Below are 16,161 nucleotides of genomic sequence, written 5' to 3'. Positions count from 1 at the left end.
GCAGCTTGCGGTTTCATTCGACGGTTTTGGGTTATCGTTATATCCAGTGATATATTGCGAGAGAGCGACCGATCGAACCCGAGGTGACGATGCAAACCCCGCCGTTTCAACTCGCCCGCACGGCAGCGCACGCACAGCCCGCACGCCATCCGGACGGCTGCTGCCAGCCGACCGAAGCCGATTTGCGCACGGGGAACCGCCGCGCGCGTCTGCACGAACTCGATCCGCATCTGCATTGCTCGATCATCGGTACGTGTCTTTCGACGGGTGAATTGCGCAAGCTCGTGCCGAAATTCGCCGATATCGACCGCTATCACGCCAGCGACCTGGAGATTCACCACACCGCCGTGGAACTGGCGATTGCGGGCGGCGCAGCGGCGAAAGCGCTGCACAAGGCGCTCGACGACCGCTATTCCGGCGCAATCCGCCGATTCGATGCCGCGCGCACGCCCGATGCTCTGCTCGCACTCTGGAACGACGCCCTCAAAGCCAGCGATGTCCCGCCCGCGTACTGGGCGGTGATGACGCATTCGCAGGCGAATATCGAAGTGCGGCAGTCGGCGTTTGGTGAACTGCATATGCTGTCGCATCTGGTCGGCGCGGCGAATCGCGCGGATATTCGTCGGCTGGTTGCGTTGGAAAAAGAGAACAACGAACTGAAGGACAAGATCGAACGCCAGCAGGCGCGCTTGCTGGAATTGAGCGGCGAGCGCGATGCATCGGCACGTCAGCTGCACGAACAATCGCTGCAACTCGATCGAAAGGCAGAGCGAAGCGCGTCCGAACTGGAAGCCGACGTGCAGCGGCTGGCGGAAAAAGTGGAAGAGGGCGAGCGCCGACTCGCACTGCATACGAGCCGTCGCGAAGCCGCCGAACAGCGCGCGCAGCAGGAAGAAGACCGCGCGCGCGATTTGCAGAACAAGCTGGGCGAAGTGCAGGCGCTGCTGAAAGTGGTGCAGGCGGAATGCGCGGAACTCGAGCGCGCGACGTTCGCATCGGAAGATCAGCCGGATGCGCGCCGACGCGCTTTGGATTGGGTCAGCGGCCGGCGCATCGTGTACGTCGGCGGCAGGCCGAATTCGAATGCGATGCTGCGCTCGCTGGTGGAATCGGCGGGCGGCGAACTGATCGTGCACGATGGCGGTATCGAAGACCGCAAGGGATTGCTGGCCGCCGCGTTGCCGAATGCCGATCTCGTGTTGTTCCCGGTCGATTGCATCGACCATGATTCGATGAGCATGCTCAAGCGCGTCTGCGAGCGCCACGATGTGAACTACGCGCCGCTGCGCACGGCGAGCGTGGCGAGTTTCATCGAATTTATCGCGCGGCTCGCGCCGATTCAGAGCGATGCGCGCAGCACGCCGCCGCCGTCCGCATTCTGCTTACGGCATGGCTAAGGCTTGAGGAGCGAAGTCAGCGCCGCGATTTGCTCAGCGCACGCGCTGTCCGCGATCCGCTCGACATCGCGATAAAGCCGCACGATATCCTCACCGACTGGCGTCAGCACGCAGCCGCCGCCGCTTTGCCCGCCTTGCTCGGAAATGGTCGCGGGCGATTTCAGCGATCGATTCAGTTCATCGATCAGCAGCCACGCACGCCGATACGACATGCCAAGACTGCGCGCCGCCGCCGATATCGAGCCGTTTTCGCGCACCGCTTCGAGCAGCGCGATCTTGCCCGGCCCGACCGCGATATGTTCGCCTTTGCGGATACGCATGCGAAAGCGAACCTCGGGCGGTTCGTTCGCGTTGTCGTTTGATGTGGAGGAGGTCGCCATGCCGAGAGAATACACGAACGGTCGCGCTCAATTCCTTCGCAGCGGTGCAACGCCGGGATAGCAGAAACTGAAATCCTCGCAGCCGGGACAGCCCGGCGCGCAGGTCGGCGCTTCGCCTCTCGCGTGCGCGACTTCCTGTGCGAGGAACTTCTTCCAGCGCAAATTTTCGACGTTGCGCGCGACGAGTTGCGGATAGTGGCGTTCGAGCATGGCGGTGACATCGTCGCGGCCGCTCAGGCCGAGATCGCGCCACAAATGATCCGGCCTCAAAGAAGCCGCCGCAATGATCGATGCCAGACAGCGCGCGTCTTCTTTGTGCTCGTTCGCGGTCACGTCATTCCAGACGAGCAGGCCGTGCAGTTCATCGAAGAATGGATGTTGCGGTGCGGCGATTTCATGAGACATTTCAAGCGGGGCATCATCGACGAAATGGTGATCGATCAGCGCGCCAAGTGCATGCGAATCCAGTCCGAGCAAATGCCAATCGCCCTGTCCGATGCGCGCATCGACCAGCCGTGCAAATAGCACGGAATCGGGCGAATCGGGACGGCGGGGAATCATGCGCGCAGCACGTGGGCATCGACGCGCACGAGGCGTTTCATATGACGCGGCGCGCGCACATTGTCCGCGCCGGAAACCAGAACCGGCAGACCGTGTTCGATATCGAGTTCACGCTCGCCCAGCGCGTACGCGATGATCGCCTGATCGCCGACGGGCGTATTGAACAGTTCGTGCCAGGAAAATGTCACCGCGTAGCCATCGTGCGCGTGCGCGAGGAACACGGTGCGCTTGAAATCGGTGTTGTCGGGACGGCGCACGCCCGCTGCATCGAGCAGCACGCGCAGCGGCACGCCGCGATAGCTTTCCATCGGACGGATATAGCGGCCGGTGGAAAAGCACACCAGATCGAACGGCGCGATGGTGATGCTCGGGAATTCGCGCAATGCGGCAAGATCGAGCCTGAGCGGACGTTCCACCGTGCCGCCGATTTCGATGATCGGTGATTCCAGCACGTCGGAGCTAAGAGAGGTCGAATGAGCGAGGTTCATGGCGTCATCAAGGGTCGCTATGTCTTCGAATATATTACGACCTCATGCGCGATGCCATGTTTTTGGCGGCATATTGAACATGGATCACGCGTTATCGACGGAGAAACCTATGATTCGGCGCTTCGCGTATTTGATGTTCTCCTTTGTTGTGGCGGCGTGTGCTTCAGGTGGCGGCAGTGCCGGTGCGCCCGCGACGCCGCAAAAAATCGCGTTCAGCGGCACGCCGAACGGCATCGCGATCCGCGATTCGGACGGCGCGGTCTTCGTCACCGACGATAAAACCAACGGCATCGTCATGACGGAGAACATTGCGGACGCATCGCCGGATTTCGCGTTGTTTGCGCGCATTCCCGCAGCCGAAGGCGAGCGCACGAGTCTTAGCCAAATTGATTTCGCGCCGAACGGACATTTGATGGTCGAGCGCTTTGGCTTCGGCACATCGAGCGCGGTATTCGATATCGCGCCGAGTCGTCAGGCGATGCTCGCATCGGACACGAATCCGGCGCGGCGGCGTTTGGGTATCGAAGTGCTGGATGGCGGCACGTTTCTGTCGAGCTGGTTCACGAAGGAAGGCAACGCGCCCGCGACGGGCGGCGTCAGCGTGATTACGCGCGGCGCGACGCCGGGCAGCGTAACCGAACGCGATATCGTCACGGGACTCGGCAAGCCGGTCGGCGTGGTGGTCGTCGGCGATACGCTGTTTATCAGCGATCAGGCGGCCAATCGCATCTTCAAGGTGGATTTGCAGGCGGCGCGGGCATCGAACGAACCGGTGCAGGCAACGGATGTATTCGCAACCGTCGATTCCCCCGATCTGCTCGCCGCGTCGTCCGATGGCACGCTCTACACGAAATGCGGCGCCCACGCGATATGCAGCTTCTCGAAGCGCGGCCGCGCGACCGTGCTCGCAAGCGATTTCGACGAGCCGCGCGGTATCGCCGTGGATGGCGCGAGAAAGCGGCTCGTCGCGGTGGACAGGTCGAGCGCGCGGGACAAGCCCAGCGCGCTCCGCGTGTTGCCGATCAGATGAGCGGACGCATCAACGCGGCGACGACCATCCCTTATAGCTGCCGACATTCTCACGCGTCACCAGCGTAGACGGCATCAAAATCACCGTGCTGCTCGGCTTCTTGCCGTTCATCAGATCGTAGCCGACGCTGACCGCCGTCTGCGCCATCATCCACGGATCCTGACTGGCGGACGCCTGCACCATCGTGTCAGTCTTGAGCGCGCTTTCGATATCCGGCGCGCCATCCACCGACGTAATCACGATGTCTTTCCGATGCAACTGCTTCGCCGCCAGATCGCTGCCGATGGCTTGCGGATCGTTGATGGCGAATACGCCGTTCAAAGTCGGAAAGCGCGTGAGATAGCCTTGCATCGCGTTCATGCCGCCTTCGCGCGAACCTTTGGCATCCTGATCATCGGACAACACCTTGATGCCCGGATTCTTCGCCATCACCGACTTGCAGCCCTTCACACGGTCGATCACCGCCGAGACCTGCGGGCCGTTTTCGATCACGACGTTGCCTTTGCCGTTCAGTTTCTTGGCAAGAAAGTCGCACGCGAGTTCGCCCGCCTGCACGTTGTTGGTCTGCACAGTGGCGTCCGCGCCCGCCGCGGCCACGTCCACCGCGACCACGACGATGCCCGCTTTCTGCGCCTTCTTCACGGCCGGTTCGATCGCTTTCGGATCGACGGCGTTCAGAAGAATCATGTCCACGTGCGCGGAGATGAAGTTATCGATCTGCGTGAACTGCTTGTTCATGTCGTAATCCGACGATACCGCCGTGACCTTCACATCCGGATTGATCTGCTTGGCCTTGGCTTCCGCGCCGCGCGAGATCGTCACGAAGTACGGATTCCCGAGCGATCCGACCGTAATCCCGACCGACTTCAGCGGCTTGTCCGCAGCGTTCGCGGCGGGTAATGCCGCGCAGAAACCGAGCGCGAGTGCGACGCTGGCGATGAGTTTGTTCTTGCGCATGTTTGTTGTCTCCATTCTTGTTAAGCGGGCGCAAGCGGAACTGCATGCGCCCAGGTTTCGAAGTTAAGTCCGTGCCGAACCGCGTTGACGATAGCGATCCAATGCCACCGCGCCAATAATCACCAGCCCCTTGATGATGTACTGCCAAATATCCGATACACCGAGCAGCACCAGTCCATTCGACAGCACCGCGATAATCAGCGCGCCAACCAGCGTCCCGACGATCGACCCCACGCCGCCGACGAAACTCGTGCCGCCGAGAATCACCGCGGCGATGGCATCGAGTTCATAGGACTGGCCGAGTTGCAGACCGTTCGCGGCATACAGGCGCGCCGCCGACATCACCGCGCCCAGACCGGCGAGCAAACCGGACATCGCGTAGACGAAAAGCTGGATGCCCCACACCTTGATACCGGACAGACGCGCCGCTTCCGGATTGCCGCCGACCGAATAGATGCGCAGGCCCAGCACCGTGCGTCGCAGAATGAACCACGACACGATCACGACGAGCAGCGCGATGATCACGAGCCACGGCACCCCGAAAAGCGAATCGTTGCCGATAAACGCGAACGAGAGTTGCGGATTGAAGATGGTCGTATCGTGTCCGATCAGGCGCGCGATCCCGCGCACCGCCGTGAGCGAACCCAACGTGACGATGAACGGCGGCAGCTTCAGCAACGCGATCAGCAAGCCATTGACCACGCCGAAGCCGAGACCGACCGCCAGCGCCGCCGGAATCCCGAGCCACCCGAACCCCGGCAGATTCGATGCCAGCAGCGCCGTCACCGCCGCCGCCGACAACACCGAGCCCACCGACAAATCGATCCCGCCCGTCAGAATCACGAAGGTCATGCCCGCCGCGAGCACGATATTGATCGACGCCTGCTGTGTGACGATCGACAGATTCTGGAAGCTGAAGAATCCGTCCGTCACAATGCCGAAGCCGATGCACAGCAGAATCAGCACCGGCAACATGCCGGCGGTTCGCATCAACACCTGCATGCGTTCCTTGTGTTCAATGCGCGACTGCCTTTGATTCGCGCTCGCCGCCGGCGCGCTGTCGTGCTGCTTGGTGGTATTAGCCATGTCTCTCTCCAGAATCCAATTAATCTCTTATGCCGCCTGACCGAGTGAAACCTTCGAACCGGTCGCCAGTTCGATAATCCCTTCCTGCGTGATCGGCTTGCCGGAATGGCCGCCGAGTTGCCCCGCGATCTCGCCCTCACGCATCACGATCACACGGTCGGCGACGCCGATCACTTCCGGCAGTTCGCTCGAAATGACGATCACGCCCACGCCCGCCTTGGCCAGATCGTTGATGATTCGATAAATCTCCGACTTCGCCCCGATATCGACGCCGCGCGTCGGTTCATCGAGGATCAGCACTTCGGGTTTGGTTTCGAGTAGCCGCGACAGCAGCACCTTCTGCTGATTGCCGCCCGACAGCGCGCCCACGTTCACGCGCATATTCGGCACGCGAATCGTCAGCGCGGAGATGGCGTCCTTCGCGCGCGTGTTGCCGCGGGGCAGATCCATCACGCCCATCTTCGCGTCGCGCCCGGCGATCGTGATGTTGATGTTGTCGCGCACGCTCATATCGAGGAACAGGCCTTGTCCCTTGCGGTCTTCGGTCAGATAGACGAGACCGGCATCGATGGCATCGCGCGGCGTGCGCAGCTTGAGCACCTTGCCGTGCATCGATACTTCGCCGCGCGTGGCCGGCTCCGCGCCGAAGATCAGCCGCGCCAGTTCCGTGCGGCCCGCGCCGACCAGTCCGGCGACGCCGAGCACTTCGCCTGCGTGCAGATCGAGACTGCATCCGCGCACGCGATTGTTATCGGCGATATCGCGTACGGAGAGCACGACGTTGCCGGGATCGTAGGCGGCGTGTTCTTTCTTGTAAAAGCCGGAGATATCGCGTCCGACCATCATCTTCACGAGGCTTTCGGCGGAGAGTTCGTCGCGCATCAGCGTGCCGACATACGCGCCGTCGCGCAGCACGGACACGCGGTCGCTCAGTTCGTAAATCTCCGCCATCCGATGGCTGATGTAGATAATCGCGATGCCCTCGCTGCGCAGTTGTCGCACGAGTTCGAACAGCCGATCCGTTTCGCGCGATGAGAGCGGCGTGGTCGGCTCGTCCATCACGAGGATGCGCGCATGCGCGTGCACGGCGCGCGCGATTTCCACCAATTGCCGCTCCGCAATCGACAGATCGCCGACCAGCGTATGCGGCTTGAACGCCGCGCCGAGACGCTTGAGCACGTCCTCGCAACCGCGTTCCATGCCCGCGCGATCCACCAGCCGGCCGCGTCGCAACTCGCGCCCCGCGTAGATGTTTTCCGCGACGGAAAGATTCGGCGCGAGACTCAACTCCTGATAGATCACCGCGACGCCGAGCGAACGCGCGGCCAGCGGTCCGTCGATCACCACGGGTTTGCCATCGATCAGAATCTGTCCGCCTGCATCGGCCTGATACGCGCCGGAGAGAATCTTCATCAGCGTGGATTTGCCCGCGCCGTTTTCGCCCATCAGCGAATGCACTTCGCCGGTGTAGACGGACAGGCGCACGTCGTTGAGCGCGCGCACGCCGGGAAAGGTTTTGCTGATCCCGCGCATTTCCAGAATCGGCGCGCTTTTCGATTGACTCGATTGAGTCGATACAGCGTCATGCGGCATGGTTCACCTCTTGCGATTTGAAGCCCGCGCGTCGGGGCGATCCCGCGCGCGGCGAAAAGTTGAAGAACATGGGCAACGTGGCGGCGCCGATCGCACCCGCATCCGGGCCGAAGGAACCGCGCACGAGCGCGGGCGTGCCGCGCGCTTCGGGCGCGTTCGCGGCCATCGTCGCCGCGAGACGTTTGACGAGCGGATCGAGCAGGCCGGCGTCGATATCCGCATCGATCACGACCATCGGCACATCGAGCACGCAGAGCGTGGCGCGCAGCGCGGGCGCGAGCGCCTCGATACAGTCGTCGATCCATTCATCCACAGCCGGCAGACGACGTTCGATACACGCCTGCAAGTCGATGCGGTTATCCGCCGCCGCGCCGCTGTAGTTCAGATGCCGCGCCAGCGCATTCAGCGACGCACGCGACAACAAGATGTCCCACTGACCGGCAGGCTGCGGCGCGGACGCGAGGCGGCTGGGCGGCACCGGAATCACGCCGATATCGCCCGCATTGCCGGACGCGCCGCGCAGACAGTCGCCGTCGATCGCAATGCCGCCGCCGATCGCCGGGCCGATGAACAGGTAGATGAAGTCGTCGCACTGGCGGCCGAGGCCGTAGAACAGTTCGGCTGTCGCGGCGGCGTTGCCATCGTTTTCGGAGTAGACGGGCAGGGCGAGCGCGCGCGAGAGGTCGTCGGCGAAATCGGCTTCGTCCCAGGCGCGGAAGGTATCGGCGGGAAGGCCCAACTCGCGCAGCCAGCTGCCGAGATTGAACGGCTGCGCGACGCCCACGCCCGTCAGCCGTTCGCGTTCGGATGCGCTCAGCAACGTGAGCATCTTCTCGACATCGCGCTGCACGATCTTCAGCGCCACCGACGGATGCGGCAGCACGCTATCCACGGCGCTGCGCGCCAGCACATCGCCCGCGAAATTCACCAGCACCGTTTCGATACTCGTGCGATCCAGCCGCACGCCGATGCCGAACGCGCCGCGCGGATCGAGCCGAATCAGCGATGCGGGCTGGCCGCGCTGACCGTCGTGCCGGCGTCCCAGATATTCGATCAATCCCGCCTGCGCCAGCGACTCGACGATGCCGCCGACCGCCGTGCTGGTCAGGTTCGCCTGACGCGCGAGATCGGCCTTCGACGCCGGTTCGGTGCGGCGCAGCGCCTGCAACAACAGGCGTTCGTTGTATCGGCGTATGTTCGCGGAATTGCTGCCTCTGCCGCTTGCGGGTTTCAAGCGCTGTCTCCGTTTTCGACCGTTCGTTCGACCCGGTCATTTATTAAATCAAGTTGATTTATTTAAGAACGGCAGCGGCGCGATGTAAAGCAGGGAAATCCCGAAGACGTCGAGATAAGTGCATTTGGCTGAAGTAAGCGTGCTTTGAATAGCAGCCGCAAAACTCCCGGCGATTGTTTCGACGCGCTTTCACACTAGGCGATGCGCCTTTCAACTGCCAGAACGCTTTGGCTGCGGCGAAGCGGGTTGTGGATCGCTGTGCTATCGTCGGCGCAACTTTTTTATGCTTCTCACGCCATCATGTTTTCGATCTCCGGGCAGTCGCACGCGAGCAAGACCGCGCAGTACGACGCGCTGTTGCAGCAGACGCGTTCCCTTATCGCCGATGAAACCGACTTCATCGCCAACGCGGCGAATTTTTCGTCGCTCGTGTTTCACTCGCTGGCCGATCTGAACTGGGCCGGTTTCTATCTTTTCGATGGCGCCGAACTCGTGGTCGGACCGTTTCAGGGCAAACCCGCGTGCGTGCGTATCGCGCTGGGACGCGGCGTGTGCGGCACGGCGGCGCGTGAACGCAAGACGCAAGTCGTGCCGGATGTGCACGCGTTCCCCGGACATATCGCGTGCGATTCGGCATCGCGTTCGGAGATCGTGGTGCCGTTGATCGCGGGCGATGGCACGCTCATCGGCGTATGGGATGTGGACAGCCCCGTTGCGGGCCGATTCGACGATGAAGACGCGACCGGCATGGAAGCACTATGCGCGGCGTTCATCGCACACGCGTGGAAGCGCTGACATCATGACCACGGATAACGGCATCGTCACCATCGCGGCGGCGCAGTCTGCTGCGATCACCGCCGATAAACTCGAAGCGCTGATTCGCGAGCGCGGACTGATGCTGTTCGCGCGCATCGACTTTGCGGGCGATGCCGCGCGCGCCGGACTGACGATGCCTGCATCGCAATTGATCGTCTTCGGCAATCCGAAAGCGGGCACGCCGCTGATGCAAGCCGTACCGACCTCAGCGCTCGATTTGCCGCTGAAGATTCTGGTCTGGGAAGACGCGGACGGCCGCGCGTGGCTCTCGTATAACGCCACCGATTATTTGCAGGCAAGGCACGGACTCGATGCCGATTTGATGAAGCCCGTCAGCGGCGTCGTGGCGCTTGCCGAAGCCGCCGCACGCTGAACAAAAGCCATCGCGCTATAAAGGCACGATACAAGGGCAAGCCCTCTCACGGCTGACTTTTCGTCCGACTACAATGAGGCGATTTCGACCGTCTCAAAAAATATGACGAGCCTTGCCCGACGCCGATTGCTGACCGCCTGCGCCCTGAGTGCGTGCGGCTTTGCGCGCGCGGGCGATGTGTTCGCGGCATCGGACAGATCGGACAATCGCAATGTCATTGCGCTGGTGATGAAGTCGCTGAACGATCCGTTCGTCACAACGATGATCGAAGGCGCGAAGAACTATCAGCGCCATTTCGCTGCGCAGCTCGACTTGCAGACCTACGGCACGCAGACCGGCAACGATGTCGCGGGGCAGATCAAGATCGTCGAATCGCTGATCGATGCGAAGGTCGGCGCGATCGTGATTGCGCCCGCGGATTCGAAGGCGCTGCTCGTGCCGGCGGCGAAAGCGCTGGCGGCGGGCATTATCGTGATCGCCATCGACAATCCATTCGACGATGCCGCGCAGGACGCGGCCAAGGTGACGATTCCCTTCGTCGGTCCGGACAGCCGGCGCGGTGCGCGACTGGTCGGCGCGTATCTCGGCACGAAGCTGAAGGCGGGCAGCGAAGTCGGGATCATCGAAGGACCGCTCAACGATCACAACGCACGGCAACGCACGCTCGGTTTCCGTCAGGCGATGGACACGGCAGGCGTGCGCGTCGCCGCCAGCGATTCGGGCGACTGGAGCGAAGCGAGCGGCAAATCGATCGCCTTGCAGATGCTCTACGCGCGGCCGACGTTATCGGCGTTTTTGTGCGCGAACGACAGCATCGCGATCGGCGCGATCGATGGGATTCGTATCGCGGGCAAGCAAGGCCGCGTGATGGTCACCGGCTACAACAATATCGATGCCGTGCAGCCGATGTTGCAAGATGGCCGCATGCTTGCAACCGTCGAACAATTCGGCGCGCGGCAGGCGGTGTTCGGCGTCGATGTCGCAGTGAAAGCGATTCTCGAGCATCGGCGTGAAGGGGATTTGTCGCCGTTCATGGAAACGCCGGTTGAAGTGGTGACGAAGGCGCAGGCGTTTAAGTTTAGAAATTAGTGAAAATGGCGCGAAACATCCGCGGAGCTTAAATCCGAACTGATAAGTTAGGAATACTCGCCTTTCGGAATCTACTCGAAATGCGTATCGTGTTCGGGCGAACTTGGCCGTGCATGAACAATACCCGCTAAGACCTGACGCAGTCCAGATATTCCCAAATTGGTATAATATGCGGTTTGAAGAGTCCGAGATCAGGCCGCTGTACTGGCTTGCATCCTCCAAGAGAGATTTGAAAGCGATGCCGGCTGACGTTCAGGATACGTTTGGCTTCGCGCTACATCAGGCACAGGCAGGTGGAAAACATGAGAAGGCGAAAGCGCTCAGGGGTTTCGGATCGGCCGGCGTGCTCGAAGTTGTGGAATCGACGCAAGGGAGTGCGTTTCGAGCTATTTACACGGTGAAGTTCGAAAGTGCCGTGTACGTTTTGCACTGTTTTCAAAAGAAATCAACCCGAGGCATCGCGACGTCGAAGCCGGACATAGACATCATTCTTGAGCGACTCAAGGCTGCGCAAGCGCATGCAGCGAAGGAAACATCGTGATCGAGATCGAAAAAAGCAGCGGCAACATATATGCAGACCTTGATCTGCCTGACGCTGACGAAATGTACGTCAAGGCGCAACTCGCTGGCAAAATCAGCGAAATTATTCAAGCGCGACGCTGGACACAACAGCGTGCCGCTGAGGTATTGGGCATCAGCCAACCGAAACTGTCGCAACTCATGCGTGGCCAATTTCGCGGCATTAGCGAAGCCAAGATGCTTGAACTGCTGGCGCGTTTGGGCCGCAATGTGCAAATCGTCGTTGGCCCAGCCCGGCGTTCGTCCAAGGCCGGGCGCGTTGAAGTCGTGTTTGCTTGATGAATCAATTAGGCCCCGCGCCCAACACCCCCCGCTCCCCCAAATTCCGATACAGCGCCCTCACCCCAAACGTCCACGGTTCGATCTCCGTCGATAACCTCACCGTATTCACCAGCGCCCCAAGCGTCGGCGTGGAAATCGTCACGACATCGCCGAGATGATGCGTGAAGCCGCCGCCCTTCGTATCGCGATCCTTGATCGGCGAAAACATCGTGCCGAGAAACAGCACGAATCCGTCGGGATACTGATGATGTGCGCCGCACGTCTGCTTCACCAAATCCGCCGGATCGCGGCTGATCTCGCTCATATGACTCACGCCTTCGAGCACGAAGCCATCGTCCGCACCTTCGATACGCAGCGACAAACTCGCGCCACGCACCGTATCCAGCGTGAAGCGCTCATCGAACAGCCGCACGAATGGGCCGATCGCGCATGAGCCGTTGTTGTCCTTCGCTTTACCGAGCAGCAACGCGCTGCGTCCTTCGATATCGCGCAGATTGACGTCGTTGCCCAGCGTCGCGCCGACGATCTCGCCGCGCGCATTCACCGCCAGCACGATCTCCGGCTCCGGGTTGTTCCACTGCGACGTCGGATACAAACCGACGTCCGCACCGAAGCCCACCGACGACATCGGCTGCGACTTCGAAAACACTTCCGCGTCCGGCCCGATGCCCACTTCCATATATTGCGACCACGCGCCGCGCCGTTCGAGTTCGGCTTTCAGCTTCGCCGCGCTTTCCGAACCCGGCTTGATCTTCGATAAATCCGCGCCGATCAGTTTGTTGATGGTCTCGCGCACTTCCAGCGCTCGGCTGGCATCGCCGCCCGCCTGTTCTTCGATCACGCGTTCCAGCAGGCTCACCGCGAACGTGACGCCGCATGCCTTGATCGCCTGCACATCGCAGGGAGCGAGCAGGCGCGGGCCGTTGGGCGCGGGTTCCAACAATTCCTGAACCGTGCCGATGCGCTCGCCCGGCGCATGACGCGCGATCTCGACCGCATCGGGGCGATCGAAGAGATCGGCGGTGGTCGGGGCGGCGCGGGTGATATCGAATACTTCGCCGTTGCGCACGGCGACCACCGACGGCCCATTCACCGGCGATGGACGCCACACGCGGCCGATCAGCACGGCATCGGCGAGATCTTCGGGAAGGTACGCGGCAAAGTTCGGCATGGCGGCATTCATGTCAAAGAAAGAGAGTGAACGATGCTAGCCCGCACGCTTCCACGCGTCCATCAGGTTGCATGTTTGTCCAACCTGTTGGAACATCGCGCATCATGGAAACGGAAAAAACTTACGATGTGCCCGCGCTGCGCCGCGCCAGTCAGATTCTCGAAGCGCTCGCCGCAGCGGGCGAACCCGTGCGCGCGGCGACGCTGGCGGAAACCACGCAACTTTCGCGCAGCACGCTTTATCTGCTGCTGGAAACGCTCGCGCGCATGCAATGGATCGAGAAGCGCGACGACGGTTATGTGATCGGCGTCGGCTTGTTCGAACTCGGCAATGCGTACGTCAGGCACGACGCGCTTCAAGCGGCGTTTCGCGAAGGCGCGGGCGCGTTTATCAACAAGCATAACGAGGTCGTGCAGCTTGCCGTGCTCGATGGCGCACAGGTCGTGTACGTCGCGCGTGAGGACGCGCATCGGCCGGTGCGGCTGGTGTCGGATCTCGGCTCGCGATTGCCGGCTCATTGCTGCGCGCTCGGCAAGGCGCTGCTGGCCGGATTGAGCGATGCAGCCGTCACCGAACGTCTGCCCGAGCGGCTCGAAGCGGTGACGCCGCGCACCATCACGCGTCGCGCGGCGCTGTTGCGCGAACTCACGTCGATCCGCACCAGCGGGCTTGCCATCGAGCGCGAGGAAGTGACTGAAGGACTCGCGTGCTTCGCGGCTTATGTCGGCATGACGCCGGCAGGAAAACGCGTGGCGGTATCGACGAGTGTGCCGGTCGGCCGGCTCGATCCAAAACGCGAGAAGCAGATTTCGATGGGCATCGTCCAGCTTGCGGCGAAGCTGCGCGGTGCGCTTTGACGCTCTGAAGCACGCGTTTTCAAGATGGGAGTCCTTAACGCTCGGCGCGCATTGATAGCATCGATGCTCTTCAGCATCTCTTCAGCGTTCGAATCAGCTATGCCACATCCTGCCGTTTCCATCATCACGCCGACGGCGAACCGCCATCGCTTTCTGCCCGCCATTGCGCGATGCGTGCTGCAGCAGCAAATCGACTGGGAATGGCTCGTTCATGACGATGGTCCCGAGCCGAGCCGCTTTATGATCGAACTCGCCCAAACGGATGCACGCGTGCGCTATTTTCATCACGATGGCGCGCGGCACTCGATCGGCTCCAAGCGCAATTTTCTGATCGGCGAGGCGCGCGGCGCGCTCATCGCGCATTTCGACGACGACGATTACTACGCGCCGCATTATCTCGCCGACATGATCCGTCTCAAGACTGAGAACGGCGCGCATCTGATCAAATTGTCGGACTTTTATCTGTACGCGCCGCACGTCGATTTTCTCGGCTATTCCGAGCTTAATGCGCAGGCCGGATCGCATTTTCTGGTGACGTGGGAGAAAGTGACGAGCTTCGAAATCGACGAAAGCACGAAGGTCGGCATCGATCTGCTGGTGCTCTACGGCTTTTCATGCGTGTACGACAAGGACATTGTGGAAGGCCAGGCTTTCGGCGATGTCAGCATGTACGAGGACGATGCCTTTATCCGCAAAGCTATCGACGATGGCCGCAAGATCATTGCCGTGGATGATCGGAATGCCTCGTGCCTGCATTTGGTGCATCCGGATTCGACAGCCTCCAGCTTTTCCCGTTTCACCATGCCGACTTTTCTGCTGCCGCGCATCTTTCCCGGCTACGAAGGCTTTCCCGGCTGACCGAAAGTTTTACCAAAGAATTAAAAAAACGCCCACGCGTCGAACAGAAGTTCAGATTGTCAGTTTCGTGCCAGCCCGCGCGCAGATTCGCTCTGCAGGCAAACGCGTGGTGAAGGTATGTCGCTTGCTTCGGCTTTGCGCTCGAATGCCCGCCCATCCGGCGGCATTCGCGGCGCAATTCAGCCTGTGGTTCCGCCCGGCGCATCGTCCGGGATTCAACCCCGAGAGCGGCAATGTCAGACCAAGACGACAACCACGAATCGGCACGTGACGACGCCCGTGCCAAGCCGAAAGTCAAAGCCAAGCCAAACGGCGGCAATGGCAATGGCGAAGACAAGAACGATAAAAAAGAAGACAACGGCGAAAAGAAGAAACCCGGCAAGAAACCGCTGATCATCCTCGGCATCATCGTGGTGATTCTGGCGATCGGCGCATTCATCTGGTGGTTTATGACGCGCAATCAGGTGAGCACCGACGACGCCTACACCGATGGCGATGCCGTCACCATCGCGCCGAAAGTCTCGGGCTACGTGGTGGCGATGAATATCGACGATAACCAGTTCGTGCACAAAGGCGATCTGCTGATCAAGATCGATCCGCGCGATTATCAGGCGCAAGTCGATCAGGCCAACGCGCAACTTGGACTTGCGCAGGCGCAACTGCAATCGGCGCAGACGCAACTGGAAGTGGCGCGCGTGCAGTATCCCGCGCAGCTCGCTCAGGCGCAGGCGCAGGAACAGACCGCGCGCGCGAATCTCACGCAGGCGAATGCGGCTTACGAACGGCAGAAAACGGTCGATGTGCGCGCCACGTCGCAGCAGAACATCGATACCGCGACGGCGCAGCAAAAGAGCGCGGCGGCGAACGTCGCGCAGGCGCGCGCACAGGTGCGGACCGCAGCGCTCGTGCCGCAGCAGATTGCCACCGTCATCGCCAATGTCGAAGAAAAGCGCCAGCAGGTTCGGCAGGCCGAAGCGCAAGTGGAAACCGCGCAACTGAATCTCGGCTACACCGAACTGCGCGCCCCCGCCGATGGCTGGATCACCAAACGCAACGTGCAATACGGCACGTTCCTGCAAGCGGGCACATCCATCTTCACGCTGGTGACCACGCGCCTGTGGGTGACGGCTAATTTCAAGGAAACGCAACTCGACCGCATGCGTCCGGGCGACAAAGTGGATATCGATATCGACGCGTATCCGGGCATCAAACTTCACGGCCATGTCGATTCCGTGCAGCTTGGCAGCGGCTCGCGTTTCTCCGCGTTTCCCGCCGAAAACGCCACCGGCAACTTCGTGAAGATCGTGCAGCGCGTGCCCGTAAAAATCGTTATCGACGATGGCATGAAGCCGGGCACCTCGTTGCCGCTCGGTTTATCGGTCGTGCCGACCGTGATGCTTCAGCACTGAC

18 protein-coding genes are annotated in these 16,161 nt (G+C 61.4%); 10 read left to right on the top strand and 8 right to left on the bottom strand.

The window, feature by feature from the left end:
* Nucleotides 1-89 precede the first annotated feature (89 nt).
* Entirely contained in the window at nt 90-1,397 is a 1,308-nt protein-coding gene (locus P7F28_RS31315; protein WP_277189145.1) for a DUF2325 domain-containing protein, read from the top strand.
* Here P7F28_RS31315 and P7F28_RS31310 read toward each other — a convergent pair.
* From P7F28_RS31310 to P7F28_RS31300, 3 genes are read right to left on the bottom strand one after another with little or no spacing between them, the layout of a single operon-like run.
* Nucleotides 1,394-1,777, bottom strand: coding sequence for a winged helix-turn-helix domain-containing protein (locus P7F28_RS31310; RefSeq protein WP_277189252.1), 384 nt, complete (start codon nt 1,775-1,777; stop codon nt 1,394-1,396). The genes P7F28_RS31315 and P7F28_RS31310 overlap by 4 nt on opposite strands.
* A gap of 27 nt (nt 1,778-1,804) precedes the next feature.
* Nucleotides 1,805-2,338, bottom strand: coding sequence for a nitrogen fixation protein NifQ (locus tag P7F28_RS31305; protein ID WP_277189143.1), 534 nt, complete (start codon nt 2,336-2,338; stop codon nt 1,805-1,807).
* Nucleotides 2,335-2,826, bottom strand: coding sequence for a molybdopterin-dependent oxidoreductase (locus tag P7F28_RS31300; RefSeq protein ID WP_277189141.1), 492 nt, complete (start codon nt 2,824-2,826; stop codon nt 2,335-2,337). The genes P7F28_RS31305 and P7F28_RS31300 overlap by 4 nt, the downstream gene beginning before the upstream one ends.
* Before the next feature lie 109 nt (nt 2,827-2,935).
* Between P7F28_RS31300 and P7F28_RS31295 the strand changes: the two genes are divergently transcribed.
* Nucleotides 2,936-3,856, top strand: a complete 921-nt coding sequence (locus P7F28_RS31295) for a hypothetical protein (protein ID WP_277189139.1) — start codon at nt 2,936-2,938, stop codon at nt 3,854-3,856.
* 9 nt (nt 3,857-3,865) lie between these two features.
* On the opposite strand, the gene P7F28_RS31290 is transcribed toward P7F28_RS31295, so the two are convergent.
* The 4 genes from P7F28_RS31290 to P7F28_RS31275 form a co-directional block, all read right to left on the bottom strand.
* Nucleotides 3,866-4,813: an ABC transporter substrate-binding protein gene (locus P7F28_RS31290; RefSeq protein ID WP_277189137.1), complete on the bottom strand. Its 948-nt coding sequence runs from the start codon at nt 4,811-4,813 to the stop codon at nt 3,866-3,868.
* Nucleotides 4,814-4,876: 63 nt separating this feature from the next.
* Nucleotides 4,877-5,899: a ribose ABC transporter permease gene (locus tag P7F28_RS31285; protein WP_277189135.1), complete on the bottom strand. Its 1,023-nt coding sequence runs from the start codon at nt 5,897-5,899 to the stop codon at nt 4,877-4,879.
* Between the two features lie 27 nt (nt 5,900-5,926).
* On the bottom strand, nt 5,927-7,492 hold the full coding sequence (locus P7F28_RS31280) for a sugar ABC transporter ATP-binding protein (protein WP_277189133.1): 1,566 nt from the start codon (nt 7,490-7,492) through the stop codon (nt 5,927-5,929).
* Nucleotides 7,482-8,726: an ROK family transcriptional regulator gene (locus tag P7F28_RS31275; protein ID WP_277189131.1), complete on the bottom strand. Its 1,245-nt coding sequence runs from the start codon at nt 8,724-8,726 to the stop codon at nt 7,482-7,484. Before P7F28_RS31275 ends, P7F28_RS31280 begins: the two co-directional genes overlap by 11 nt.
* A gap of 300 nt (nt 8,727-9,026) precedes the next feature.
* Between P7F28_RS31275 and P7F28_RS31270 the strand changes: the two genes are divergently transcribed.
* The 5 genes from P7F28_RS31270 (at nt 9,027) to P7F28_RS31250 (ending at nt 11,862) form a co-directional block, all read left to right on the top strand.
* Complete coding sequence (locus tag P7F28_RS31270) at nt 9,027-9,521, top strand: GAF domain-containing protein (protein WP_277189129.1); 495 nt, start codon at nt 9,027-9,029, stop codon at nt 9,519-9,521.
* Between the two features lie 4 nt (nt 9,522-9,525).
* Nucleotides 9,526-9,915, top strand: coding sequence for a DUF302 domain-containing protein (locus tag P7F28_RS31265; protein WP_277189128.1), 390 nt, complete (start codon nt 9,526-9,528; stop codon nt 9,913-9,915).
* A 102-nt stretch (nt 9,916-10,017) separates the two neighbouring features.
* Nucleotides 10,018-11,004, top strand: coding sequence for a substrate-binding domain-containing protein (locus tag P7F28_RS31260; RefSeq protein ID WP_277189126.1), 987 nt, complete (start codon nt 10,018-10,020; stop codon nt 11,002-11,004).
* 169 nt (nt 11,005-11,173) lie between these two features.
* Entirely contained in the window at nt 11,174-11,545 is a 372-nt protein-coding gene (locus P7F28_RS31255; RefSeq protein ID WP_277189123.1) for a type II toxin-antitoxin system RelE/ParE family toxin, read from the top strand.
* On the top strand, nt 11,542-11,862 hold the full coding sequence (locus P7F28_RS31250; protein ID WP_277189121.1) for a helix-turn-helix transcriptional regulator: 321 nt from the start codon (nt 11,542-11,544) through the stop codon (nt 11,860-11,862). The genes P7F28_RS31255 and P7F28_RS31250 overlap by 4 nt, the downstream gene beginning before the upstream one ends.
* Nucleotides 11,863-11,866: 4 nt before the next feature.
* Here the strand turns inward: P7F28_RS31250 and P7F28_RS31245 are convergent, their stop codons facing one another.
* Nucleotides 11,867-13,036, bottom strand: a complete 1,170-nt coding sequence (locus tag P7F28_RS31245; RefSeq protein ID WP_277189119.1) for a fumarylacetoacetate hydrolase family protein — start codon at nt 13,034-13,036, stop codon at nt 11,867-11,869.
* A 104-nt stretch (nt 13,037-13,140) separates the two neighbouring features.
* Between P7F28_RS31245 and P7F28_RS31240 the strand changes: the two genes are divergently transcribed.
* From P7F28_RS31240 to P7F28_RS31230, 3 genes are all read left to right on the top strand, one after another.
* On the top strand, nt 13,141-13,893 hold the full coding sequence (locus P7F28_RS31240; RefSeq protein ID WP_277189117.1) for an IclR family transcriptional regulator: 753 nt from the start codon (nt 13,141-13,143) through the stop codon (nt 13,891-13,893).
* Nucleotides 13,894-13,992: 99 nt separating this feature from the next.
* Nucleotides 13,993-14,751 (top strand): glycosyltransferase, encoded by a 759-nt coding sequence (locus P7F28_RS31235; protein WP_277189115.1) that lies wholly within the window; start codon nt 13,993-13,995, stop codon nt 14,749-14,751.
* Between the two features lie 233 nt (nt 14,752-14,984).
* Nucleotides 14,985-16,160 carry an HlyD family secretion protein gene (locus P7F28_RS31230; RefSeq protein WP_277189113.1) on the top strand — a complete coding sequence of 392 codons (1,176 nt, stop codon included), beginning with the start codon at nt 14,985-14,987 and terminating at the stop codon, nt 16,158-16,160.
* Nucleotide 16,161: the final 1 nt, after the last annotated feature.

The sequence above is a fragment of the Caballeronia sp. BR00000012568055 genome (assembly GCF_029439455.1).
Classification (GTDB): domain Bacteria; phylum Pseudomonadota; class Gammaproteobacteria; order Burkholderiales; family Burkholderiaceae; genus Caballeronia.
The sequence above is the reverse complement of the archived record's forward strand: the minus strand, read 5'-3'. Positions and strand labels throughout refer to the sequence as shown.

What these genes read in the sequence shown, in the direction of transcription:
- P7F28_RS31315 (WP_277189145.1), top strand. Translation starts at nt 90, where the DNA reads ATGCAAACCCCGCCGTTTCAACTCGCCCGCACGGCAGCGCACGCACAG.
- P7F28_RS31310 (WP_277189252.1), bottom strand. Translation starts at nt 1,777, where the DNA reads ATGGCGACCTCCTCCACATCAAACGACAACGCGAACGAACCGCCCGAG.
- P7F28_RS31305 (WP_277189143.1), bottom strand. Translation starts at nt 2,338, where the DNA reads ATGATTCCCCGCCGTCCCGATTCGCCCGATTCCGTGCTATTTGCACGG.
- P7F28_RS31300 (WP_277189141.1), bottom strand. Translation starts at nt 2,826, where the DNA reads ATGAACCTCGCTCATTCGACCTCTCTTAGCTCCGACGTGCTGGAATCA.
- P7F28_RS31295 (WP_277189139.1), top strand. Translation starts at nt 2,936, where the DNA reads ATGATTCGGCGCTTCGCGTATTTGATGTTCTCCTTTGTTGTGGCGGCG.
- P7F28_RS31290 (WP_277189137.1), bottom strand. Translation starts at nt 4,813, where the DNA reads ATGCGCAAGAACAAACTCATCGCCAGCGTCGCACTCGCGCTCGGTTTC.
- P7F28_RS31285 (WP_277189135.1), bottom strand. Translation starts at nt 5,899, where the DNA reads ATGGCTAATACCACCAAGCAGCACGACAGCGCGCCGGCGGCGAGCGCG.
- P7F28_RS31280 (WP_277189133.1), bottom strand. Translation starts at nt 7,492, where the DNA reads ATGCCGCATGACGCTGTATCGACTCAATCGAGTCAATCGAAAAGCGCG.
- P7F28_RS31270 (WP_277189129.1), top strand. Translation starts at nt 9,027, where the DNA reads ATGTTTTCGATCTCCGGGCAGTCGCACGCGAGCAAGACCGCGCAGTAC.
- P7F28_RS31265 (WP_277189128.1), top strand. Translation starts at nt 9,526, where the DNA reads ATGACCACGGATAACGGCATCGTCACCATCGCGGCGGCGCAGTCTGCT.
- P7F28_RS31260 (WP_277189126.1), top strand. Translation starts at nt 10,018, where the DNA reads ATGACGAGCCTTGCCCGACGCCGATTGCTGACCGCCTGCGCCCTGAGT.
- P7F28_RS31255 (WP_277189123.1), top strand. Translation starts at nt 11,174, where the DNA reads ATGCGGTTTGAAGAGTCCGAGATCAGGCCGCTGTACTGGCTTGCATCC.
- P7F28_RS31245 (WP_277189119.1), bottom strand. Translation starts at nt 13,036, where the DNA reads ATGCCGAACTTTGCCGCGTACCTTCCCGAAGATCTCGCCGATGCCGTG.
- P7F28_RS31240 (WP_277189117.1), top strand. Translation starts at nt 13,141, where the DNA reads ATGGAAACGGAAAAAACTTACGATGTGCCCGCGCTGCGCCGCGCCAGT.
- P7F28_RS31235 (WP_277189115.1), top strand. Translation starts at nt 13,993, where the DNA reads ATGCCACATCCTGCCGTTTCCATCATCACGCCGACGGCGAACCGCCAT.
- P7F28_RS31230 (WP_277189113.1), top strand. Translation starts at nt 14,985, where the DNA reads ATGTCAGACCAAGACGACAACCACGAATCGGCACGTGACGACGCCCGT.